At 47.4% G+C, this 23,115-nt stretch carries 19 protein-coding genes and 1 tRNA gene; 9 read left to right on the plus strand and 11 right to left on the minus strand.

Annotated features, from left to right (window positions below):
- Positions 1 to 250 precede the first annotated feature (250 nt).
- The 10 genes from GPK90_RS08855 to dnaA form a co-directional block, all read right to left on the minus strand.
- Positions 251 to 338 (minus strand) — tRNA-Ser (locus GPK90_RS08855).
- Positions 339 to 706: 368 nt separating this feature from the next.
- Complete coding sequence (locus GPK90_RS08860; RefSeq protein WP_118322280.1) at positions 707 to 1,255, minus strand: Fe-S-containing hydro-lyase; 549 nt, start codon at positions 1,253 to 1,255, stop codon at positions 707 to 709.
- Positions 1,256 to 1,275: 20 nt separating this feature from the next.
- On the minus strand, positions 1,276 to 2,118 hold the full coding sequence (locus tag GPK90_RS08865; protein ID WP_118533381.1) for a fumarate hydratase: 843 nt from the start codon (positions 2,116 to 2,118) through the stop codon (positions 1,276 to 1,278).
- Positions 2,119 to 2,136: 18 nt separating this feature from the next.
- Positions 2,137 to 3,597, minus strand: a complete 1,461-nt coding sequence (locus GPK90_RS08870; RefSeq protein WP_215702784.1) for a M20 family metallopeptidase — start codon at positions 3,595 to 3,597, stop codon at positions 2,137 to 2,139.
- Between the two features lie 154 nt (positions 3,598 to 3,751).
- Positions 3,752 to 6,271: a DNA gyrase subunit A gene (gyrA, locus tag GPK90_RS08875; protein ID WP_215702785.1), complete on the minus strand. Its 2,520-nt coding sequence runs from the start codon at positions 6,269 to 6,271 to the stop codon at positions 3,752 to 3,754.
- 104 nt (positions 6,272 to 6,375) lie between these two features.
- Entirely contained in the window at positions 6,376 to 8,286 is a 1,911-nt protein-coding gene (gyrB, locus tag GPK90_RS08880; RefSeq protein ID WP_118322277.1) for a DNA topoisomerase (ATP-hydrolyzing) subunit B, read from the minus strand.
- A 12-nt stretch (positions 8,287 to 8,298) separates the two neighbouring features.
- Complete coding sequence (gene recF / locus GPK90_RS08885) at positions 8,299 to 9,384, minus strand: DNA replication/repair protein RecF (protein WP_215702786.1); 1,086 nt, start codon at positions 9,382 to 9,384, stop codon at positions 8,299 to 8,301.
- 10 nt (positions 9,385 to 9,394) lie between these two features.
- Complete coding sequence (locus GPK90_RS08890; RefSeq protein WP_118297697.1) at positions 9,395 to 9,604, minus strand: RNA-binding S4 domain-containing protein; 210 nt, start codon at positions 9,602 to 9,604, stop codon at positions 9,395 to 9,397.
- 86 nt (positions 9,605 to 9,690) lie between these two features.
- Complete coding sequence (gene dnaN / locus GPK90_RS08895) at positions 9,691 to 10,809, minus strand: DNA polymerase III subunit beta (RefSeq protein ID WP_118297696.1); 1,119 nt, start codon at positions 10,807 to 10,809, stop codon at positions 9,691 to 9,693.
- A 305-nt stretch (positions 10,810 to 11,114) separates the two neighbouring features.
- Positions 11,115 to 12,479, minus strand: a complete 1,365-nt coding sequence (gene dnaA, locus GPK90_RS08900) for a chromosomal replication initiator protein DnaA (protein ID WP_118297695.1) — start codon at positions 12,477 to 12,479, stop codon at positions 11,115 to 11,117.
- Positions 12,480 to 13,008: 529 nt separating this feature from the next.
- Here dnaA and GPK90_RS08905 point away from each other — a divergent pair.
- From GPK90_RS08905 to rsmG, 9 genes are all read left to right on the plus strand, one after another.
- On the plus strand, positions 13,009 to 13,647 hold the full coding sequence (locus GPK90_RS08905) for an ECF transporter S component (RefSeq protein ID WP_118533375.1): 639 nt from the start codon (positions 13,009 to 13,011) through the stop codon (positions 13,645 to 13,647).
- Between the two features lie 381 nt (positions 13,648 to 14,028).
- Positions 14,029 to 14,163: a 50S ribosomal protein L34 gene (gene rpmH / locus GPK90_RS08910; protein ID WP_015552758.1), complete on the plus strand. Its 135-nt coding sequence runs from the start codon at positions 14,029 to 14,031 to the stop codon at positions 14,161 to 14,163.
- Between the two features lie 72 nt (positions 14,164 to 14,235).
- Positions 14,236 to 14,580: a ribonuclease P protein component gene (rnpA, locus tag GPK90_RS08915; protein ID WP_118297693.1), complete on the plus strand. Its 345-nt coding sequence runs from the start codon at positions 14,236 to 14,238 to the stop codon at positions 14,578 to 14,580.
- Between the two features lie 7 nt (positions 14,581 to 14,587).
- Positions 14,588 to 14,797, plus strand: coding sequence for a membrane protein insertion efficiency factor YidD (gene yidD / locus GPK90_RS08920; protein WP_118297692.1), 210 nt, complete (start codon positions 14,588 to 14,590; stop codon positions 14,795 to 14,797).
- Positions 14,798 to 14,817: 20 nt separating this feature from the next.
- Positions 14,818 to 16,068: a YidC/Oxa1 family membrane protein insertase gene (locus tag GPK90_RS08925; protein ID WP_215702787.1), complete on the plus strand. Its 1,251-nt coding sequence runs from the start codon at positions 14,818 to 14,820 to the stop codon at positions 16,066 to 16,068.
- A gap of 15 nt (positions 16,069 to 16,083) precedes the next feature.
- Positions 16,084 to 16,794, plus strand: a complete 711-nt coding sequence (gene jag / locus GPK90_RS08930; RefSeq protein ID WP_118533365.1) for an RNA-binding cell elongation regulator Jag/EloR — start codon at positions 16,084 to 16,086, stop codon at positions 16,792 to 16,794.
- Positions 16,795 to 17,010: 216 nt separating this feature from the next.
- Positions 17,011 to 18,387, plus strand: coding sequence for a tRNA uridine-5-carboxymethylaminomethyl(34) synthesis GTPase MnmE (gene mnmE, locus GPK90_RS08935; protein ID WP_215702788.1), 1,377 nt, complete (start codon positions 17,011 to 17,013; stop codon positions 18,385 to 18,387).
- A 15-nt stretch (positions 18,388 to 18,402) separates the two neighbouring features.
- Positions 18,403 to 20,358, plus strand: a complete 1,956-nt coding sequence (gene mnmG / locus GPK90_RS08940; protein ID WP_118728622.1) for a tRNA uridine-5-carboxymethylaminomethyl(34) synthesis enzyme MnmG — start codon at positions 18,403 to 18,405, stop codon at positions 20,356 to 20,358.
- 4 nt (positions 20,359 to 20,362) lie between these two features.
- Positions 20,363 to 21,109 carry a 16S rRNA (guanine(527)-N(7))-methyltransferase RsmG gene (rsmG, locus tag GPK90_RS08945; RefSeq protein WP_215702789.1) on the plus strand — a complete coding sequence of 249 codons (747 nt, stop codon included), beginning with the start codon at positions 20,363 to 20,365 and terminating at the stop codon, positions 21,107 to 21,109.
- Between the two features lie 116 nt (positions 21,110 to 21,225).
- Here the strand turns inward: rsmG and GPK90_RS08950 are convergent, their stop codons facing one another.
- Positions 21,226 to 22,176: an alpha/beta fold hydrolase gene (locus GPK90_RS08950; protein ID WP_215702790.1), complete on the minus strand. Its 951-nt coding sequence runs from the start codon at positions 22,174 to 22,176 to the stop codon at positions 21,226 to 21,228.
- Between the last annotated feature and the right edge of the window lie 939 nt (positions 22,177 to 23,115).

Here is a 23,115-nt window from a genome sequence, read left to right on the forward strand (position 1 = left end):
CTAATTTTTAAACCGTTCTACTGTTTTGTTAGGTTTTGTTCTGAATGTTCTCATTCATGGTCTAAACCAAAGACCATTTTATAAGAATTTTCAGGGTTTTACATACTGTTCAGTTTTCAAGGAACTTTGTTTTTGTTGCTCTCTGTTCTTCAGCAGCAACTCATTCAGTCTATCATACCGTTTCCGGTTTGTCAAGAACTTTTTTCATCTTTTTTTGAAGTTCTTTTTTGAAGATTTTCAATCAGACGAACGGAGAAAGAGGGATTTGAACCCTCGCGCCGGTTTCCCGACCTACACCCTTAGCAGGGGCGCCTCTTCGGCCTCTTGAGTATTTCTCCTTATTACCGTAGCTAATTATCATTTATTAAGTTTGTCGGGCGAACTCGCCAGACGCAGGATTTATTATACAAGCTCTGTTTCTTTTTGTCAACAACTTTTTCCATCTTTTTTATTATTTTTTACTGCATGTTTTTCCTGCGTTCTGTGTTCGCAGAGAATATTCTCAGATCAGCAGCTGCACAACTGATCTGAATGGGCTTGTACTCCTATATTATGTAAGTGCAGCCTGAAGCTTATTCATCTTCCAGACAGAAAGAAGCTCAGAAATTGATCCTGCACACAGCAATCTCCGGGAAAACTACCCGAAAATCCCCCTCTGCAGGATCATGCTGCAGTTCTGAGCTTCTGATCCATCTGCTATTTCATATTATTTCTGATATTCTTTGATCGCAGTCTCATACAGATTATTGCCCTGGGAGTCGATCACGACTACCACCGGGAAATCTTCCACTTCCAGTTTCCGGATTGCCTCGGTCCCGAGATCATCATAGGCGACTACCTCGGATTTTTTGATGCGCTGGGATAAAAGAGCCCCTGCGCCGCCGATCGCTGCGAAATAGACCGAACCATTTCTTACGATGGCGTCGATCACAGCCTGGCTTCTCTTTCCCTTTCCGATCATGGCGCCCAGACCAAGATCTAAAAGTTTCGGTGCGTACTTATCCATACGGCTTGCCGTTGTCGGTCCTGCAGATCCGATTGGCCGTCCCTCTCTTGCCGGGGACGGTCCCATATAGTAGATTACATTTCCCTGCATCTCGATCGGAAGACTTTCCCCCGCATCCAGAGCCTCCTGCATTCTTTTATGTGCCGCATCTCTCGCCGTGTAAATGGTTCCCGTAAGAGTCACGTAGTCTCCGGCCCGGAGAGACAATGCGTCTTCTTTCTTAATTGGTACACTGATCTGTCTGTCCATGGTTTCCTCCGATCCTCTTATTAAATAACGCGATGCGCATGCCTGTTCACATGACAGCAGATATTCACTGCCAAAGGAAGTCCTGCAATATGCGTCGGATATGTCTCGATATTGACGGCCATAGCAGTCACGCGGCCGCCAAGACCTCCCGGTCCGATCCCGAGACCGTTGATCTTCTCCAGCATCTCTTTTTCCAAGTCACGGACATAGGCCACCGGAGATTCTTCTTCCAGATTTCTCGTCAGGGCATGTTTCGCCATCAGGGCACACTTTTCAAACGTGCCGCCGATGCCGACTCCCACCACCATCGGAGGACAGGCATTCGGTCCTGCATCGCGGACAGCCTCCAGGATCTTCTCTTTTACTCCCTCAATGCCGTCCGCAGGCTTTAACATGAACACACGGCTCATATTTTCGCTTCCGAATCCTTTTGGTGCCACTGTAATATCCACCTGGTCCCCATCGACGATCTCATAATGAATGATCGCTGGTGTATTGTCTTTTGTATTCACGCGGTCGATCGGATCACGAACGACGGATTTTCTCAGATATCCGTCCACGTATCCCTGGCGGACGCCTTCATCGATGGCATCCGTCAGATTTCCCCCTTCAATATGTACTTCCTGGCCGACTTTGATGAAAACGACGGCCATCCCCGTATCCTGACAGATCGGGATCATGTCTCTCCCGGCAATCTCCAGATTCTCCTGAAGCTGGTTTAAGATCTGCTTTCCAAGAGGGGATTCTTCCCGCTTTACACTCTCATCAAATACTTTTTTCATGTCATCCGAAAGGAAATGATTCGCCTCAATGCACATTTCCCGGATATTTTTTGTGATCTCACTCGCCTGAACGGTCCTCATAGACGATTTTCCTCCCTATTACTTTTTTGGATTGATCGCCATCGGACGGATTCCTTCCGGGATCGGCGGAATATATCCCTCCGCGCCGACGCGTCTTCTTAATTCTTTTTTCGCCTCTTCGATAAGCTCCGGTTTTTCCAGCATGTCAATGACAGTTCCCGCCATGACCTTTCCGGCAAACTGCATGCCTTTGTGTGCAATGGAAGATTTGCCTTGGGAAACCATCTGCCAGGAATGGCCCGGTGTTCCTGCTGCCTCCGTCACAGCGTTGATCTGCGCCGTCGGGCATACCCAGCTCACGTCACCAACGTCTGTAGATCCCTTTAAACACTCCTCCGTATCCATAAGCGGAACGATGAAGTCGTTGAGCACATCATCCGCATGAGGTGCCAGGAACTGTTCCACAGCCGCTTTTCTCGATTTTTCATATCTTACAAGAACATCCTGGATGTCCACATGATTTCCGCCGAACGTCTCGCCGATCTTTCTCGCGAATTCGATCTCCTCAGCAGTGTACGGTTCTCTTTCGATCTCCTCCAGGTTCTTCTGCATGATCTCCTCCATGACCGTGTTGTCCACGAGATTTGAGCATGCTTTTACGAACTGGAGCTCCATTTTTGTTCCCGTCATGAGAGCCGCACCTCTCGCGATATCGTTGACGCGCTCGTAGATCTCCTTCACCTGGCTGTTCTTCGGCGCACGGATCAGATAGAGGACCTCACTGTACGGCTGAACGACATTCGGAGAATATCCGCCTGTGTTGGTGATCGCATAGTGAATGCGTGCTTCCTGGATGATATGCTCTCTTAAATACTGCACACCTGTGTTCATAAGCTCCACAGCGTCAAGTGCGCTTCTTCCAAGCTCCGGGCATGCCGCCGCATGGGATGCCTGTCCGTAGAAACGGTAGATGATCTGATAGTTCGCAAGGGAACTTCCGACAGAAACCACATTTTTATCGCCCGGATGCCATGTCACCGCAAAATCCAGGTTGTCAAACACGCCGTCTCTCGCCATAAAGCTCTTTCCGGATCCGCCTTCCTCGCCCGGACAGCCAAAGAAGATCACGGTTCCCTCTTTCCCGTTCTTCTCCAGATACTCTTTTACCGCGATTGCAGCCGCTACAGAGCCTGTTCCGAGAAGATTGTGGCCGCAGCCATGTCCCGGTGCGCCATCGACCAGTGCGGTCTTTTCCAGGCTCTCAGACTCCTGGCTGAGGCCTGACAGAGCGTCAAACTCACCGAGAATGCCCACTACCGGCTTTCCTGATCCGTAGGTACCGGAAAACGCGGTCGCGATCCCCGCAAGATTTCTCTCCACCCCGAATCCTTCTTTTTCAAGAAGTTCACACAATACGTCCGTGGAATGGAATTCCTGGAACGCAGTCTCCGGCTGGTCCCAGATCCTGTCACTGGCTTCACACACCGGTCCGCGCTCTCTGTCAACTGCTTTTAATGCCTCTGCTTTTGTAATTCCCATCGCCGCATCCTCCTATGTTCATTGTTAAATAATGTTTAAAAAAATACAGGAACCCGGTATATCCAGATTCCTGTATCCAATCACTCCATAGTCAGAAATCCTGCTTACGGCCGGAAAATGATCTCACAACCGTTTTTTCTATTCATGAGCATGATCACTCTGTGATTTCTCCGTCCTCATTTTCCTCAGATTCCGGATCTTCCACATTTTCGTCCTCCTCATCCTGGCGGCTGCTTTCACGCACTTTCGCGATGGAAGCAACGCGGACATTGGAGTCGGCATCAATGCTCATCAGTTTTACGCCGGATGTGTTTCTGCCGATCACGGAGATATCGTCAACACCCATGCGGATCAGAATTCCTTCATTGGTGATCAGCATGATGTCTCTTCCATCGTCGAGCAGTTTCATTCCGACAAGATTTCCTGTCTTTTCTGTCACATTATAGCAGAGAAGTCCCTTACCGCCGCGCAGCTGCAGCTTAAATTCAGAGATTCCTGTTCTCTTTCCGTATCCCTTTTCCGATACAACGAGCATGTACTCGCCCTGGCTTGCCATCTGCATGCCGACAACTTCATCGCCCTCATCGAGCTTCATGCCGATCACGCCATAGGAAACACGGCCGGTAATTCTCGCATCCGTTTCCTTGAAGCGGATGGACATACCGAATTTTGTAGCGAGGAAGATATCCTCGGTATTATCTGTCACTTTTACCTCGATCAGCTCATCACCTTCACGGAGCAGGATCGCCTGGAGACCCGTCTTTCTCATGTTGCTGTACTCGCGCATCGGGGTCTTCTTTACCATACCGTTCTTTGTGGCCATGAAGAGGTACTTGTCATCATCGATCTCACGCATCGGGATCGCCGCTGTAACCTTTTCACCAGACTGAAGCTGTAAAAGGTTCACAATAGCCGTTCCGCGGGCTGTTCTGCCTGCCTCGGGGATCTCGTACGCCTTGATCCGGTAGCAGCGTCCCATGTTCGTAAAGAACATGATGTAGTGATGGTTCGTGGTCATGAGAAGATCCTCGATGAAGTCCTCATCGATCGTCTGCATTCCCTTGATCCCCTTGCCGCCGCGGTTCTGGCTCTTGAAATTGTCCACGGACATTCTCTTGATGTAGCCGAGATTTGTCATGGCAATAACAGTGTCATCATCGGAGATCAGATCTTCCACGGACATATCATCGTCGAAGCCGATCTTTGTCCGTCTGTCATCCCCGTACTTCTCGGATATCACAAGGATCTCTTTTTTGATCACACCTAATAATTTATTTTCATCAGCCAGGATTGCGCGCAATTCCGCGATCTTTGCCTCCAGTTCTTTATATTCATTCTCAAGCTTCTCGCGTTCCAGACCTGTGAGAGCACGCAGACGCATGTCAACGATCGCCTGTGCCTGCGGGTCCGTGAGCTCAAAGCGCTCCATGAGTTCCCGCTTCGCCTCAGCGACATTCGCGGAACCGCGGATGATCTTTATCACTTCGTCAATGTGGTCCAGAGCCTTTAATAAGCCCTCTAAGATATGGGCACGCTCTTCCGCCTTATTTAAGTCGTACTTCGTTCTTCTGGTCACAACGTCCTTCTGGTGATCCAGATAGTACTCCAGCATCTGAAGGAGGTTCAGGACCTTCGGCTCATTGTTTACCAGCGCCAGCATAATCACGCCGAAGGAATCCTGCAGCTGTGTATGCTTTAAGAGCTGGTTTAAGAGGACATTCGCATTTACATCTCTCCGAAGCTCGATGTTGATGCGGATTCCCTCACGGTTGGATTCATCGGTGATGCCGGTGATGCCGTCGATCTTCTTTGTCTTTACAAGCTCCGCCATCTTCTCGATCAGTCTTGCCTTATTGACAAGGTACGGAAGCTCTGTGACGATGATATGGCTCTTTCCGTTCGGTGCGGTCTCGATATTTGTCACGGCGCGGACTCTGATCTTTCCGCGTCCGGTACGGTACGCCTCCTCGATTCCTCTTGTTCCGAGGATCTCAGCTCCTGTCGGGAAATCCGGTCCCTTGATGATCTGTAAGATCTCCTCCAGGGAGGTCTGTCTTCCTTCCTCCACCTGGTTGTCGATGATCTTTACTACTGCCGCAATGACTTCCCGAAGGTTGTGCGGCGGGATATTTGTCGCCATTCCGACTGCGATACCGGTTCCGCCGTTTACAAGAAGGTTCGGGAATCTGGACGGCAATACGGTCGGCTCTTTCTCGGTCTCATCGAAGTTCGGGATAAAGTCAACGGTATCTTTATAGATGTCCGCCAGCATCTCAACGGAGATCTTGCTGAGTCTCGCCTCGGTGTATCGCATGGCAGCGGCACCGTCGCCATCGATCGAACCAAAGTTTCCGTGTCCGTCTACGAGCATGTAGCGCATGGACCATTTCTGAGCCATGTTTACCAATGCTCCGTAGATGGAGCTGTCTCCGTGCGGATGATATTTACCCATGGTATCGCCGACGATACGGGCGCTCTTTCTGTGGGGCTTATCCGGACCGTTGTTCAATTCCGCCATGGAGTAGAGGACACGTCTCTGTACCGGTTTTAAGCCGTCACGGACATCCGGGAGCGCTCGCGACGCGATAACGCTCATGGCATAGTCGATGTACGACTTTTCCATGGTCTTCTTTAAGTCTATTTCATGAATCTTGTCAAAAATATTCGGTTCCATTCTTTCCTCCAATGCAGCCTGCGCTGCGCCTTAAACCTGCGTAAACTGCGCCGCCTGACGTTCCGGAAGGATTTTATCTCTTTCCGGAGCGCCCTGCTGCCGCATTAAATGTCAAGAGTTCCGTACTTCGCGTTCTGTTCGATGAACTCACGGCGCGGCTCTACCTGATCTCCCATGAGTGTCGTGAAGGTGAGATCGATCTCCGATGTCATCTCCTCGTTCATGGTCACACGTAAAAGAATTCGGTGTTCCGGATCCATGGTCGTCTCCCAGAGCTGCTCCGCGTCCATCTCACCAAGTCCTTTGTAACGCTGGATCTTGTTGTTCTGGTCACGTCCGATCTCTTTTAAGATGTTGTTTAACTCCTCATCGCTGTACGCATACCATACCCGCTTGTTTTTCTCGATCTTATAGAGCGGCGGCTGTGCCAGATAAACGTAGCCCTGTTTGATGAGCTCCGGCATGAACCGGTAGATAAAGGTTAAAAGCAGGGTGCTGATATGGGCACCGTCCACATCGGCATCAGTCATGATGATGATCTTGTGGTAGCGGAGCTTCGAGATATCGAAATCCTCATGAATTCCGGTACCGAACGCCGTGATCATGGATTTGATCTCCGCATTTCCGTAGATCCTGTCGAGTCTCGCCTTCTCCACGTTTAAGATCTTTCCGCGGAGCGGCAGGATCGCCTGGGTGCTCTTATTTCTCGCGTCCTTCGCGGAACCGCCGGCGGAATCTCCCTCAACGATGTAGATCTCGCATTCCTCCGGGTGTTTGCTGGAGCAGTCTGCAAGTTTTCCCGGAAGTGATAAACCGTCAAGAACGGTCTTTCTTCTCGTTAAATCTCTCGCTTTTCTCGCCGCTGCGCGCGCACGCTGGGCAAGAACGGATTTCTCGATGATCGTCTTTGCGACGGACGGATTCTGCTCAAGGAAGTAGGTGAGCTGTTCCGATACCACGCTGTCCACAGCGCCTCTCGCCTCACTGTTTCCGAGTTTCTGCTTCGTCTGTCCCTCAAACTGCGGCTCCTCGATCTTGACACTGATGATGGCCGTCAGACCTTCACGGATATCCTCACCGGTAAGAGCCGGCTCGCTGTCCTTAAGAAGCTTGTTCTTTCTTCCGTAGTCGTTGAATGTCTTGGTCAGGGCATTTCTGAAACCGGTCAGGTGGGTTCCGCCCTCCGGTGTGTTGATGTTGTTTACAAAGCTGTAGATATTCTCCGTGTAGGAATCGTTGTGCTGCATGGCAACCTCCACCAGCACGTTGTCCTTCTTGCCCTCGCAGTAGATGACCGTGTCATACAGCGGCACATTGCTGCGGTTTAAATAGCTGACAAATTCCTTGATCCCGCCTTCATAGTGGAATACCTTTTCCTTCTTGTCCTCGCGGTCATCCCGTAAAATGATCTTTAAGTTCTTTGTCAGGAATGCCGTCTCGCGGAGACGGATCTTTAAGGTGTCATAGTCATAGACCGTCTCCTCAAAGATCTCCTTGTCCGGGAGGAAGGAAACCTTGGTACCGTGTTTGTCAGCCGGACAGTCGCCAACGATCTTTAACGGATACATCGTTTTTCCGCGCTCATAGCGCTGCTTGTAGATCTTTCCTCCGTGGTAGACTTCAACCTCAAGCCACTCCGACAGCGCGTTTACAACGGATGCACCTACGCCGTGCAGACCGCCGGATACCTTGTATCCCCCGCCGCCGAACTTACCGCCGGCATGAAGGATCGTAAATACGACTTCAACTGCAGGCAGTCCTGCTTTTTTCTGGATATCGACCGGGATTCCACGTCCGTCATCAATGACCGTGATCGAATTATCCGCGTTGATCTGCACATCAATGGTGTCGCAGTATCCTGCCAGGGCCTCATCCACTGCGTTATCCACGATCTCATATACCAGATGGTGAAGTCCCCTCGAAGACGTACTTCCAATGTACATTCCCGGTCTTTTTCTTACAGCCTCAAGTCCCTCCAGAATCTGGATTTGATCTGCATTATATTCTGCGCTCATGAAGTTCCTCCTTTAGTCTTCGCTCTCTACCGTTCCTTCAACAATCTTAAAAATCTTGTCCATCCGGAATTTGCTGTTTACAAACTCATCCAACCCTGTACAGGTGATCAGGGTCTGGATGTGGGTAATTTCTGAAAGTAAATGTTCCTGTCTCTTGCTGTCAAGTTCAGAAAGGACATCATCCAGTAAAAGCACCGGGTAATCCTTTACGATCTTTTTCACCAGCTCGATCTCCGCAAGTTTTAAAGAAAGAGCTGCCGTTCTCTGCTGTCCCTGGGAACCGAAACGTCTGATGTCTGTTCCGTTCACGATGAAATTCAGGTCATCGCGGTGCGGTCCTGTCAGGGTCTGCCTCTGTTTAATCTCCTGAAACTGGTTCTTTGCGAGCTGTTCCCTGAAATTCTCCGCCGTCACATTCGGCTCATAGGCGATGGAAAGTGTTTCCTTTCCGCCGGACAGTCCGGCATGGATCCCGGCGATCAGGGGATTCAGCTCTTTTATAAACTCGGAACGCATAATTATTAGTTCGGCACCATACTTTAAGAGCTGCTCGTCCCACATGGGGAGCGTGTCTTTTAAAGACGCGTTGTGGTCCATGTCTTTTAATAGCTTATTCCGTTGTATAACCGTTTTGTTATACTGTACCAGATTGTAGACATAGAGCTTATTCAGCTGGCAAAGTTCCAGGTCGACGAAGCGTCTCCGCTCGGCAGGTCCGTTCTTGATGATATTCAGATCTTCCGGTGAAAAGAAGATCACATTGACGATCCCGAAAAGTTCGCTTGCCTTTTTGATCGGAACGCCATTGACTGCGACCCCTTTTGCCTTATTTTTTTTCAGATGCATATCGATCCGGTAGGGAATTCCATCCCGGCGGACCATCATTTTGATATGGGATTCATCTGCACCGAACCTGATGATCTCTTTATCTTTGCTGCCCCGATGCGATTTTGTTGTGCTGCACACATAGACTGCCTCCAGGATATTCGTCTTTCCCTGGGCATTATCTCCATAAAGAACGTTCGTTCCTTTATGAAAATCGATATGTAAATGACTGTAATTTCTGTAATCTGACAGCTCGATGGATTCTATGAACATGAAAAAATCCTTACTTTTCTACCTTAAATGTCTTTCCGTCATAGGAAACAGTATCTCCAGGGTAAAGTTTTTTGCCGCGCTGGGTCTCAACTTCCCCATTTACTTTTACAAGTCCGTCCTGGATCACAAACTTTGCGTCCACTCCGGAGCCAACAAGACCGGCAAGTTTTAATGCCTGTCCCAGCTTGATAAATTCATCTTTTAAGTGAATACTTTCCATTTTTCTCCTTTTTTATTCCGGTTTTCTGAAAAAACCAGCCCGAAACTCCGGATTTTTCTGGAATTTCGGGAAAATTTCATCTGTTTTTAGATCGCAGCCGCGTTAAAGTTTACCGGAAGGATCAGATAAATATAATTTTCTTCCTCATCTTTGATGAAACACGGAGATTTTGCGTTCATCATATAGAGAGTTACTTCCTCATCATCGATGATGCGGAGTGCATCACTTAAGAATTTCGGGTTGAATCCGATCATCAGATCCTGGCCTGTCTTATGGATCAGGATCTCCGCATTCATCGTACCGAAACTGGAATTTAATTTCAGGCTCATTTTTGAATCTTCGATGTTCAAAATGATCGGTTTTTTATCATTTTCGCGGATCAGAATGATGGCTCTCTCGATGCTGTCGAGAAAATCTTTCTTATTCAGAGTCACTTTTGTGGCATAATCACTGGAAAGCATCTGATCTACTTTGAAATATTCGCCCTCGATCAGGCGGGAAACAACGATCGTATCATCAAATTCGAAGAGAATATGGTTCGCTCCGAAGAAGATCTGGACCTCTTTTTCGTTGTCTCCGGTCAGAATTTTACTGATTTCATTCAAAGTTTTTCCCGGAACGATGACTTTTGTGCTTTCATATTCATCTTTTAATACAATTTTGCGAATTGCCATACGATGACCATCGAGAGAAACAACTCTTAATGTATCGCCGTTTACCTCAAAAAGCTCACCTGTCATCATCTTGTTGCTGTCATTAACAGAGATGGAGAAGATGGTCTGGCGAATCACTTCCTTTAAGGAAAACTGGGAAAGTGTAATGTTTTTATTTCTCTCAATATACGGAAGATAGGAGAATTCCTCACCATCTTTTCCCTGAATTTTGAATACAGAGTTCTCACAGGCGATCACAGTATTGAATTTTTCGTCAGATTCGATCGTTACAAGGGAATCTGAATCAGATAATTTTCTTGCAATTTCAGAAAAAAGCTTTGCATCCAGTGCAATTTTACCTTTTTCAAGGATATCACCTTCAACTTTTGTCTCAATGCCGAGCTCCATATCGTTAGCTGTCAGTTTGATCTCATCTGTAGATGCATCAATCAGGATGCACTCTAAGATCGGCATCGTTGTTTTTGACGGAACTGCCTTGAGAACAATATTGATACCGTTTAAAAGAGCGGTCTTCTGGAATGTCAGTTTCATAGTTGTTGATAACTTCCTTTCTTGAGAAACGTTCATAAGATAAAGAAATATATAAAAGATATTCGTCTTAACAGTAGTAGGGGGTGTGAATTTGTTAATAAGGGGAAAAAGCCCTGTGAAACACTGAAAAAAACGCTGTGAAAACCATTGTGGGTAACTAAAAAAATACGGAAGGACAACCGAAGAGTTTTCCACAGGCAAAAATCCGGAAAAATTATCCGATTTTTATCCACAAATTTTCAACGGGATTTCCACGAAAAAATCCACAAAGCTGTTTTGCGCATTCAAAGTTACAGTTCACACGCCTACTGCGGGTTGATCTTTTTCTTTAAAATATCGATCGTATTCTTTAAATTCTCATCAGTCTTTAATTCACTGGCGATCTTTTTCGTTCCATGAATGATCGTCGTGTGATCACGACCGCCGAGAGCTTTTCCGATATTCTGGAGAGACTCATTTGTCATATCACCGCACAGATACATGACGATCTGGCGAGGAAATACGAGTTCCTTGCTTCGTTTCTGACCGATGAGATCGAGAGGAGTGATGCCGAAATGCTCAGAAACTACATTAATAATGAGCTGCGGCGTCACTTCACGGGCTGCATTCGGAGAGATCAGATCTTTCAATGCTTCCTCGGCAAGTTCAAGATTGATCTCCTTATTATTTAATTTGCTGGAAGCGACGATCTTTGTGAGCGCACCTTCCAGTTCACGGATGTTGGATTTTACATTGGTAGCGATATATTTGATGATCTCGTTGTCAATGTTGTATCCTTCCAGTTCTTCTTTTTTCCGAAGGATCGCCATCCGGGTCTCATAGTCCGGCGGCTGGATATCTACGGTAAGTCCCCATTCGAAACGGGAACGAAGACGGTCTTCGAGTGTTTCGATTTCTCTCGGAGGACGGTCGGAAGAAATAATGATCTGCTTTTTTGCCTCATAGAGGGCATTGAATGTATGGAAAAATTCTTCCTGGGTACTTTCTTTGCCGATGATGAACTGGATATCATCGATCAGAAGAACATCATTATTTCTGTATTTTTCACGGAATTCCGTGGTGGAAACATTGTTTTTGTTACGGATCGCGTCGATCAGTTCGTTCGTAAATTTTTCGGAAGTCACGTACAGGATCTTTGCGCTCGGGTTATTTTTTAAGATGAAATGGGCAACGGAATGCATTAAGTGTGTTTTTCCGAGTCCCACGCCTCCATAAATAAATAACGGGTTATAGATCTCGCCCGGAGATTCCGCAACAGCCAGGGATGCAGCATGGGCAAGATTGTTGTTTTTTCCGACTACGAAGGTATCAAATGTGTAGCGCGGATTTAAGTTTGCGTTCTGAAGAGCAAGCTGACTGACCGTATTATTGTTCACGTTGATCAGACGATTCTCTTTTTCCGGTTCCTTCACGTCAGATTTCAGTTTGAAATCCAGTTTACACTGAAAACCTGTGATCTCCTCGATCGTAATTGTCAACAGGAATTCATATTTCTTTTTCACATAGCTGATGAAGGCAGAATCCGGCACCAGGATCGTGAGGATATCTTTATCCACAGAATCCGGGATCAGCGGCAGCAGCCATGTGCGGTAGGACACCTCTGAAATATCGTGTTCTTCTTTGATATTTAAAAGGATTTCGTCCCATTTAGCTTTGATTTCTTCCAGCATATTCATACTCCTAAACATGTGTATAACGATGTGCATAGCTGTGGAAAAGGTGGGGACCTGTCCACAAAAGCACATAAACCCAATCTAATCTTATTCTAACGTAAAAGAGGATAATTTTCAATGTCAAATGTGAAAATCCACAACTTTTCCAATAAGTTATCCACAACTTATCCACGATTTGGGGATAAGTTGATAATTGCGGGTGGAAAACATGTGAATACCCACATAACAAGATGTACGCCAGGAACGGACACGAAAAATACAACAGGTTGTGTCCGCGAAGGATGGACAGGTCGGGCAGAGAGGCTGAAATCAGGCGGGCAGCAGGAGAGATGCTGAGAAAAATTTCTTTTGTGTATAGGAAGAAAAAATGCAGGGCACGGAATACCGGGAGAAGAAATCTGTAAAATGGAAAAATTGGAAAATGCAGGAAAACAGTTTGACTCTGAGACGATGACACGGTATAATGCAAGTCGTGACTATATTGCATTGTATCTCGCAAGAGAACAGTAGCAGGAGGAATTGAAAAATGAAAATTGAAAAGAAAGTTCTGGACATGTCCCTCGCCGGGATCTTTACCGCGATCATCATCGCCATGTCGGTCGTACCGTTTCTCGGTTACATCCCGTTAGGCTTTATGAATGCGACGATCATTCACGTCCCGGTCATCATCGGAGCGATCATTCTCGGACCGAAGTACGGCGCTTACTTAGGACTGGTATTTGGTGTGACCAGCCTCGTAAAAGCGACCATTACCCCTGGTGTGACCTCCTTTGTATTCAGCCCGTTTGTTACGATCGGCGGATACAGCGGAAACATGTGGAGCGCCGTGATCGCGATCGTGCCGCGTGTATGCATCGGCATCGTTGCTTATTATGTATATAAGCTGATCATGAAGGTCGCTCACGGGATCAAAGGCAGCCAGACCGTTGCCCTCTGGGTGGCTGGTATTGCAGGAGGTATGACAAACACACTGCTTGTCATGAATGGAATCTACATCTTCTTCGGACAGAGCTATGCCGCAGCGTCCAACAAAGCAGTCGAGCACATCTACGATGTGATCCTCGGGATCATCCTCGGATTTGGAGTTCCGGAGGCGATCGTTGCCGGTATTCTTACAACAGCGATCACGAAGGTCCTGTTTAAGATCATGAAAAACAACGGCTGATCGTGAGCCGGAAGAGTGTGCATCGCAGCAAATAGAGAGCTGCAGCTTCTATATAATAATGAAGAGATACTAAATATAGTGACATAAAATCGAAACATACATTTTATGGGGGATGGCGAAAAGCTGTCCCCCTTTTTGGATGACGGAGAGAGAAAGACGGGCGTTTGTATGAGGACTCTCCGGAAAGCCGGAATGTGGATAACAGGCGAAAAAATTACAAAGATATGAGTCGGAAATCCCCATGATTTAAGGATTTTTTTGAAATTTGGTCTTGACGAAGGACGGCAATTTTTATATAATCGATACGATGCTTCAATATGTCTTAGTTTATATGTACATGAGAAGGTACTTGAATTTATAGTAAGAGGAGGTGCCGGGTTTATGAAGATGACATTTCAGCCGAAGAACACTCAGAGAAAAAGAGTTCATGGTTTCAGAGCGAGAATGGCAACAGCAGGTGGCAGAAAAGTTTTAGCTGCCAGAAGAGCAAAAGGTAGAGCTAGATTATCTGCTTAATGAACCAAGAGAGTATCCGGAAGTTTAGGAAAACTTTTGGATACTCTTTTTTGTTATTCAGAGAGGTATTGAATGAAAAGGTTCAATTCGTTAAAGAAAAATCAGGACTTCCAGACGGTTTACCGCGGTGGAAAGTCCTACGCAAACAAATATCTGGTCATGTACGTGATGGATTCGGGACGGGAGGACACGAGGATCGGCATTTCCGCCAGCAAAAAGGTTGGAAACAGCGTCGTGAGACATCGGTTCGCGAGACTTGTCCGTGAAAGTTTCCGGTTAAATAAGGACATATTAGAAGACGGCAAAGACATCATCGTTGTCGCGCGGGTCGCGGCAAAAGACAAAAATTTCGACAAGATTGAGAGTGCATTTCTGCACTTATGCGGGCTTCATAACATTTTAAAAGAATCGAAGTGAGTGGTTTATGAAATGGGTACTGATTGGTCTGATCAAGATTTACAGGAAGTTTATCTCTCCCTGTATCGGCCCTCACTGTATTTATACGCCGACCTGCTCCCAGTACGCCATGGAAGCGATCAAGAAATACGGCGCTATAAAAGGTACTTATCTTGCTTGCAGGCGGATTCTGCGATGTCACCCGTTTGCAAAAGGCGGTTATGATCCAGTCCCGTAGAAAACCCCAGGAGGTAAGATATGGTTTTGACGAAGGCTGGTTCCATTCTGGGACCGATCGCGACTGTCCTTGGCTATGTCATGGACATCCTCTTCAGATTTACAAGCAGCTTCGGCGTGTTTAATGTAGGTCTGTGCATCATTCTGTTTACGATCGTAATGAAAACACTGATGATACCGCTGACGATCAAACAGCAGAAAACCACAAAACTCATGTCTGTCATGAATCCGGAGATCCAGGCGATCCAGAAGAAGTATAAAGGAAAGTCAGATCAGGAGTCCATGCAGCGTCAGAACGTGGAGATTCAGGCTGTTTACGAGAAGTACGGCACAAGCATGACAGGCGGATGCCTTCCACTGCTGATCCAGATGCCGATCCTTCTTGCACTGTACCGTGTCATCTACAATATTCCGGCATACGTTCCGTCTGTCCGCGTTTATTTCGACAACGTTGTCACTCCGTTGATGGGACAGGCTGACTATGCTCAGAAGTTACAGGAAATCACAAATATCGCAACCGCCTGCGGCGGAAAATTAGACAAGTTTGATTTCACAAATGCAAACCGTCTTGTAGACATGCTCTATAAATTCTCCACATCCCAGTGGGGAGAACTTCAGGCACTGTTCCCGGCAATCTCTGATGTGATCGGCCAGAATGCTGCTGTTGTCGAGAGAATGAACACGTTCCTTGGTTTAAATATGGCAGAGGCGCCGGGCTGGGTACCGTCCTTCGCATGGATCATCCCGATTCTTGCGGCAGTATCCCAGTGGTTCAGCACAAAGCTCATGAGCGGAAATCAGCCGTCCACATCCGCAGATGCAGAGAATCCGATGGCCCAGTCCATGAAGACTATGACAACGACAATGCCGTTATTCTCCGCGTTCATCTGTATCACGATGCCGGCAGGTCTTGGTATCTACTGGATCGCGACCAGCGTTGTTACAATTATCCAGCAGCTCATCGTTAACGCGTACATGGATAAGGTAAACATCGACGATATGATCGCAAAGAACCTGGAAAAGGTAAATAAGAAACGTGCAAAACAGGGACTTCCGCCGGCTAAGGTAACTCAGAACGCTACCGCATCCTTAAAGGCTATCAAGGCTGAGGAGGAGAAGGAAAAAGTTGCTGAGGAAGTTAAGAAGGAAAAGATCGCGAAACAGATCGAGGAGTCCAGCAAGTACTACAACACCAACGCGAAACCGGGAAGTCTCGCTTCCAAAGCAGCGATGGTCCAGAAGTACAATGAGGCACATGACAAGCGAAAATAATAAGGGGGTTCTGTTATGGAAATGATTACAGTGACTGCGAAAACTGTGGAAGATGCAATCACACAGGCATCCCTGCAGCTCGGTGTGAGCAGTGATCGGATTCAGTACGAGGTCGTGGAAAAGGGAAGTGCTGGAGTTCTTGGCGGACTCTTTGGTTCCAAGCCGGCAGTGATCCGCGCGAAGAAGATCGAGACCGTTGACGATAAGGCCGTAGATTTCCTGAATTCCGTTTTCGATGCAATGGGCCTTGCTGTTGATGTGGAAGTGAAAATGAATGAAGAGGAAAAGGAGATGGATGTCAATCTGACCGGCGAGGAGATGGGACTTCTCATTGGTAAGAGAGGACAGACACTCGATTCCCTTCAGTATCTTGTAAGCCTTGTTGTAAATAAGGAATCTGAGGACTACTTAAGAGTCAAGCTGGATACCGAAAATTACAGAGAGAGAAGAAAAGAAACACTGGAGACTCTCGCAAAGAATATTGCTTACAAAGTAAAACGGACAAGACGTCCGGTTTCCTTAGAGCCGATGAACCCGTACGAAAGACGGATCATTCACTCTGCACTTCAGAACGATAAATACGTATTCACAAAGAGCGAAGGTGAGGATCCGTTCCGTCATGTTGTGATCGCATTAAAGAAGGAAGAGCGCAGGGAGAGAAGACCGAGATACGAGAGACGCGAGAGAACATCCGCTTACGAAAATACTCGTCGTGAGCAGGAATAAAACAAGCATATCGGAATGAAAGAGGGGTTGCCTATGGCAGCCCCTTTGTGCTATGATAGGGTGACAAATTGTGTGAATTCCCGTGCATTTTGGAAACCGAATTGCGGCAGGATCAGATGATAGAAGTTCTGCTTCCAAAATGTGCGGAACAGGAAAAATTGCGATGCTGTCTGTCTGGAATATGAAACAGGCAGCAGGAATATCAGGATGGAGATTATGGAATATACAGATACGATTGCAGCGATCGCGACGGCGATGGGAAATTCCGGGATCGGGATCGTGCGGATCAGCGGTGAAAATGCGGTGGAAGTTGCGGAAAAAGTGTTCCGCTCCCCGGGAAAGAAGAAGCTCTCGGAAGCTGCGAGTCACACGATCCATTACGGATATGTTTATGATGGAGATGAGACGATCGATGAGGTCCTTCTGATGCTCATGAGAGGACCGAGAAGCTATACGGCGGAAGATACCGTTGAGATCGACTGTCATGGCGGAATGCTCGTCACAAGACGGATCCTGGAGACAGTCTTAAAGGCTGGAGCGAGACTTGCCGAGCCGGGAGAATTCACAAAACGCGCCTTCTTGAACGGCAGGATCGATCTCTCACAGGCGGAGGCCGTCATCGACGTGATCAACGCGAAAAATGAATATGCGCTGCAGTCATCTGTCAGCCAGCTTCGCGGAAGCGTGTCGAAGGAGATCCATGAGATCCGGGATCAGATCATCTACGAGATCGCCTTTATCGAGTCGGCGCTCGATGACCCGGAGCATATTTCCCTGGACGGATACGGGGAGAAGCTCCTCGGCGTGGTCCTTTCCGTGAAGAAAAAACTGGAAAAACTGATCCGTTCCTCCTCAAACGGACGCGTGGTCTCAGAGGGCGTGAAGACGGTTATCCTGGGGAAACCGAATGCCGGAAAATCGTCGCTGATGAACGTTTTAGTCGGTGAGGACCGCGCGATCGTGACGGATGTGGCAGGAACCACGAGAGATATTCTGGAGGAACATATCTACCTTCAGGGGATCAGCTTAAATGTTGTGGATACGGCCGGGATCCGGGACACGGAGGATGTGGTCGAAAAGATCGGTGTCTCCCGCGCGATGGAAGAGGCAAAGAAGGCCGATCTGATCATCTACGTCGTGGATGGATCGAGAGAGCTGGATGAGAATGATTATCAGATCATGGACTTCATAAATGACCGGAAAGCCGTTGTCCTCTTAAATAAGAGCGACCTGGAACCGGTCGTGTCCGCGAAAGAAGTGGAAGAGCGGTCGGGACATAAGGTGATCGGGATCTCCGCAAAGGAGGAGACCGGAATTGACCTTCTGGAAGAGGAGATAAAGGCTTTATTCTATGAAGGTGAGATCGACTTCAACGACCAGGTCATGATCACGAATGTGCGCCATGTGAGGGCTCTAAAGGATGCTTTTGATAGCATGTCCATGGTTGAGAAAAGTATTGAGAACGGCATGCCGGAGGATTTCTATTCGATCGATCTGATGGATGCGTATGAGAAGCTGGGACTCATCGTCGGGGAATCCGTGGAGGATGATCTGGTGAACGAGATCTTCAGCAAATTCTGTATGGGAAAATAGAAAAGAGGAAATAAAATGCCGGTAGTAGAGGAGACATATGATATTGTAGTTGTCGGTGCGGGCCATGCGGGATGCGAGGCGGCACTTGCGGCAGCGAGACTTGGATTTGAGACGATCATGTTCACGGTCAGCGTGGACAGCATCGCTCTGATGCCGTGCAACCCGAACGTCGGAGGAAGTTCCAAGGGACATCTTGTCCGTGAGCTGGATGCCCTCGGCGGAGAGATGGGAAAAAATATCGATAAAACATTTATCCAGTCAAAGATGTTAAACGAGTCAAAGGGGCCGGCGGTCCATTCCCTGCGCGCCCAGGCGGATAAGCAGGAGTATACGAGATCCATGCGCCGCGTCCTTGAAAACACGGACCACCTGACGATCCGCCAGGCCGAGGTGGCTGAGATCCTGACGGAGGAGATCCCGGGAGAATACGGGACCTTTAAAGAGGAACACGGAGAAAACGGGCAGCAGGAGAGCAGCTATCCGGTGAAAAAGAGGATCATCGGCGTGAAAACGTATTCCGGCGCGATCTATAAGTGCCGCGCGGTCGTTCTTGCAACCGGCGTATATCTCCGCGCGAGATGCATCTACGGGGATGTCAGCAATCCGACAGGACCGAACGGTCTGCAGGCGGCCAACCATCTGACAGACTCCTTAAAGGCAAACGGGATCGAGATGTACCGCTTTAAGACAGGAACTCCGGCGAGAGCAGATAAGAGAAGTATCGATTTTTCGAAGATGGAAGAGCAGTTCGGAGACAAGCGCGTCGTTCCGTTCTCCTTCTCCACGGATCCGGAGTCGGTGCAGAAAGACCAGATTTCCTGCTGGCTGACCTACACAAATGAGAAGACTCATGAGATCATCCGGAACAACCTGGACCGTTCGCCGTTATTCTCCGGTGCGATCGAAGGAACGGGACCGAGATACTGCCCGTCGATCGAGGATAAGGTTGTAAAATTCCCGGATAAGGAGCGCCATCAGGTGTTCGTAGAGCCGGAGGGACTCTACACGAACGAGATGTATCTCGGCGGAATGTCGAGTTCTCTTCCGGAGGATGTCCAGTATGCGATGTACCGGACTGTTCCGGGGCTTGAAAATGTCAAAATTGTTCGAAATGCATATGCAATTGAGTATGATTGCATCAACCCGAGACAGTTAAAAGCGTCTCTCGAATTTAAAAATATCGATGGATTATTCTCCGGCGGCCAGTTTAACGGAAGCTCCGGATACGAGGAAGCTGCCGTTCAGGGCTTCATGGCCGGCGTCAACGCGGCGAGAAAGCTGCAGGAGAAGAGTGCAGTGGTCCTTGACCGTTCCCAGGCGTATATCGGGGTTCTGATCGATGATCTTGTCACGAAAGAGAACCATGAGCCGTACCGTATGATGACATCGAGAGCAGAATATCGTCTGCTCCTTCGCCAGGACAATGCGGACCTCAGACTTCGTGGGATCGGACATGAGATCGGCCTTGTGTCGGATGAGCAGTATGAATACGTGGTATGGAAAGAAAAAGCCATCGAGGAGGAGATCGCCCGTCTGGAAAAGGCGACGATCGGAGCGAACGAGAAAGTTCAGAAGTTCCTTGAGGCACATGGAAGTACAACATTAAAATCCGGAAGCACACTCGCAGAACTCATTAAGAGACCGGAACTGAATTATGAGATGCTGGCGGAACTCGACGAGAAGAGACCGGAACTTCCGGCTGATGTGCGGGAACAAGTTGATATAAATCTGAAATATGACGGATATATCCGCAGACAGAAGCAGCAGGTAGCTCAGTTCAAGAAGCTGGAAGGAAGAAAAATCCCGGCGGATCTCGACTATACGACGGTGAACAGCCTTCGAAGAGAGGCAGTCCAGAAACTGAATCTCTACAAACCTGAGAATATCGGCCAGGCGTCCAGAATTTCCGGTGTGTCTCCGGCTGATATTTCCGTGCTGATGGTACATCTGGAGCAGATGGGGAGAAAGTAATAACATGACAGATGAATTTGTAAAATTATTGGATCAGGGCTGCGTGGATCTCGGAGTGACGCTTTCGGATCAGCAGAAAGAGCAGTTTTTCAAGTATTATGAGATGCTGATCGAGAAGAATAAAGTGATGAATCTCACGGCGATCACGGAGCTTTCAGATGTGATCACAAAGCATTTCGTGGACAGTCTGCTCCTTGTTCTTGCTGCACCTGAGCTTGGATTAAAACTGGATGCGTCATCGAAATACAGCTGTATCGATGTGGGAACCGGAGCGGGATTTCCGGGAATCCCGTTAAAGATCGCATTTCCTGGCCTTAAGATCACACTCTTGGATTCCTTAAATAAGAGAGTCGGATTCTTAAATGAAGTGATCGAGGCACTGGGACTTACTGATATCACAGCAGTCCACGGCCGCGCCGAGGATTACGGCCGCGACCCGAAATACAGGGAACAGTTTGATCTCTGCGTATCCCGCGCGGTTGCGAATATGTCCACACTTTCCGAATACTGCATTCCGTTCGTGAAAAAAGGCGGCTATTTTATTCCGTATAAATCGGGGAAAGCTGACGAGGAGATCGAACAGGCGAAATCTGCGGTAAAAAAACTCGGCGGAGAACTGAAAGAAGTGATCGTAAAAGTTCTTCCGGAGACAGATGTGGAACGCACCTTTGTCCCGGTCAAGAAGATGGCAGTCACTGCAAAGAAATATCCGAGAAAGGCGGGACTTCCGGGGAAGGAACCGTTGAAGTAACGATTATTGATAAAAAACAAGCGCTGATCCTGATTTACACAGGACCGGCGCTTTGTTTTTATTTATGGGCAGGAATGTTTCACGTGAAACATTTGGGATATTTTTGATAAATGTCATCAGTTGAAAAACATCTGAATGATCGAGCTGACCTCCTCTGGCTTTTCAATCTGCGGAAGATGTTTTGTGTTGGCAATCGTGCTGGACTCGATCGCTGGGTTGCACTTCGTATATTCTTTTGTGATCAGATCGATATCCGGCTCCGCTTCACCGCCGAGAATATAGATGCTGTTGTCGATCTTTTCCAGAGTTTTTGTGATGTTACATTTCGTGTAATTACACTGGACGCTGGCGTAGACAGACTTCGGAGAGTCGCCAAGATGGGCGGACTCATAATATTTGTCGAGGTTGTGCGGATTTACATCGTACGGATTGTAGAAGTAGTTCTCGGAGAATGTTTTGGAGATGATACTTCTCGCAGATGCAAAATTGTAGAGCAGAGTTCCGACGATCGGGAGATCGAGGATCAACTTGTAACATTTTGCAGATTTTCCCGGTATATGGCAGCAGGAGAGGAGTGAGTCCGGATTGATGAACATCATCTGCTCAAAGAGATCCGGATTGTATCCGCAGGCCATTGTTGCGATCGGAGCGGAGGCACCGGTAGCGACAATATTTGTGCGGCGACCGATCTCAGACTTCACGAAATCGTTTAACAACTGCACATAGAGGAAGTTTGTATAAGTCAGGTTCGGTTTTTCGGAACGGCCACAGCCTAAAAGGTCGATCGTGTAAATGGTGTAATGTTCTTTTAAAAGCGGGATCAAAGAATCCCATTCACAGCCGCTGGATGCATGAGTCAGATCATGAACGAGAAGAAGTGGTTTTCCTGTTCCAGTCTTTGTATAGTAAATATTGCCAAGTCTCCAGCGATAGCAGCGTGGCTCCGGCTGAGCCAGAAGATTTCTTGAAACCGCGGACATCTTGATGTATTTGTTGATCAGCGCTGTTCCGACAGCCGCACCGGCAGAGAGAAGAACAGCAGTGATGATTCTGTTTTTTACTTTCATAGTTCACCTCGAAATTGGATGATGGAATATCGAATAGAAACAGGAACTTTTGCGAGAGAAGAGCAGTGAATTCATACCGCTTTCCCGGGCTGTTCCATGGGTATATTATAATATAATTGGTGGGGAGATACAACAGGCGAAAGTATGAAATGTTTCTGAAGAAAATTGGCAGTTGTCTGAGAGAAAGATTTCAGATTAAAAGGCGGTAGTAGGAAGATTGGTGATATATTGGACTTAGGATAACAAGCGGGAATCCTCGGTTATTCAATTGCCGATGTAGTTCACAGAGGAATATCGAAATGAGGGAAAAAAGTTGTGCTTGATGGGAAATACATGGAAAGAAAATGGCGATGTTCCACGTGAAACATCAGAGCGAAAAAATCGGAAGAGCAGATTGTTTCACATGAAACATTTTAATAAAAAACGAGTTGAGAGCGAAATATAATGTTCCATGTGAAACATCTGAAAGAAAACGTATATGAACAAGAAAACCGGTTTATGTGAAAAACGGAAGATGGAAAGTGTTAGTAAACGTATATATAGAGCGGAAATGTTCCACGTGAAACATCTGAGAGAAAATGCACATGAAAAAGAAAATGGTTTACGGATAAGTACAAAAAGAAAACATTGATGGGAAGAAAAATTGTTCCACGTGAAACATTTAAGAAAAGACACTGAAGTTTTGTAAAAGTATGAAAGAAGCTTAGAAAAGTACTATAAGAGAAAAATGAAAGAAAAGCACTAAAAATAAATGGATAAGCCATGATACTTTATGTGAGACATGGAGCATCAAAAAGTAAACATAGAAATAAGATCTTGAACGCAGATAAGCATTCCCCCGCTTCAAGTGCGCGGAGCACTAAGCGGTGGGTGAGTGGGATGCTTATGTCAGTGGGAGTTGAAAGCTCCCACTGACAGATCGCGAAGCGACTGCGTTCA

The sequence above is a fragment of the Clostridium sp. MCC344 genome (assembly GCF_018785365.1).
Classification (GTDB): domain Bacteria; phylum Bacillota; class Clostridia; order Lachnospirales; family Lachnospiraceae; genus Pilosibacter.

Coding starts and splice junctions, on each gene's coding strand:
- GPK90_RS08860 (WP_118322280.1), bottom strand. CDS start 1,255: ATGGACAGACAGATCAGTGTACCAATTAAGAAAGAAGACGCATTGTCT.
- GPK90_RS08865 (WP_118533381.1), bottom strand. CDS start 2,118: ATGAGGACCGTTCAGGCGAGTGAGATCACAAAAAATATCCGGGAAATG.
- GPK90_RS08870 (WP_215702784.1), bottom strand. CDS start 3,597: ATGGGAATTACAAAAGCAGAGGCATTAAAAGCAGTTGACAGAGAGCGC.
- gyrA (WP_215702785.1), bottom strand. CDS start 6,271: ATGGAACCGAATATTTTTGACAAGATTCATGAAATAGACTTAAAGAAG.
- gyrB (WP_118322277.1), bottom strand. CDS start 8,286: ATGAGCGCAGAATATAATGCAGATCAAATCCAGATTCTGGAGGGACTT.
- recF (WP_215702786.1), bottom strand. CDS start 9,384: ATGTTCATAGAATCCATCGAGCTGTCAGATTACAGAAATTACAGTCAT.
- GPK90_RS08890 (WP_118297697.1), bottom strand. CDS start 9,604: ATGGAAAGTATTCACTTAAAAGATGAATTTATCAAGCTGGGACAGGCA.
- dnaN (WP_118297696.1), bottom strand. CDS start 10,809: ATGAAACTGACATTCCAGAAGACCGCTCTTTTAAACGGTATCAATATT.
- dnaA (WP_118297695.1), bottom strand. CDS start 12,479: ATGCTGGAAGAAATCAAAGCTAAATGGGACGAAATCCTTTTAAATATC.
- GPK90_RS08905 (WP_118533375.1), top strand. CDS start 13,009: ATGAAAATTGAAAAGAAAGTTCTGGACATGTCCCTCGCCGGGATCTTT.
- rpmH (WP_015552758.1), top strand. CDS start 14,029: ATGAAGATGACATTTCAGCCGAAGAACACTCAGAGAAAAAGAGTTCAT.
- rnpA (WP_118297693.1), top strand. CDS start 14,236: ATGAAAAGGTTCAATTCGTTAAAGAAAAATCAGGACTTCCAGACGGTT.
- yidD (WP_118297692.1), top strand. CDS start 14,588: ATGAAATGGGTACTGATTGGTCTGATCAAGATTTACAGGAAGTTTATC.
- GPK90_RS08925 (WP_215702787.1), top strand. CDS start 14,818: ATGGTTTTGACGAAGGCTGGTTCCATTCTGGGACCGATCGCGACTGTC.
- jag (WP_118533365.1), top strand. CDS start 16,084: ATGGAAATGATTACAGTGACTGCGAAAACTGTGGAAGATGCAATCACA.
- mnmE (WP_215702788.1), top strand. CDS start 17,011: ATGGAATATACAGATACGATTGCAGCGATCGCGACGGCGATGGGAAAT.
- mnmG (WP_118728622.1), top strand. CDS start 18,403: ATGCCGGTAGTAGAGGAGACATATGATATTGTAGTTGTCGGTGCGGGC.
- rsmG (WP_215702789.1), top strand. CDS start 20,363: ATGACAGATGAATTTGTAAAATTATTGGATCAGGGCTGCGTGGATCTC.
- GPK90_RS08950 (WP_215702790.1), bottom strand. CDS start 22,176: ATGAAAGTAAAAAACAGAATCATCACTGCTGTTCTTCTCTCTGCCGGT.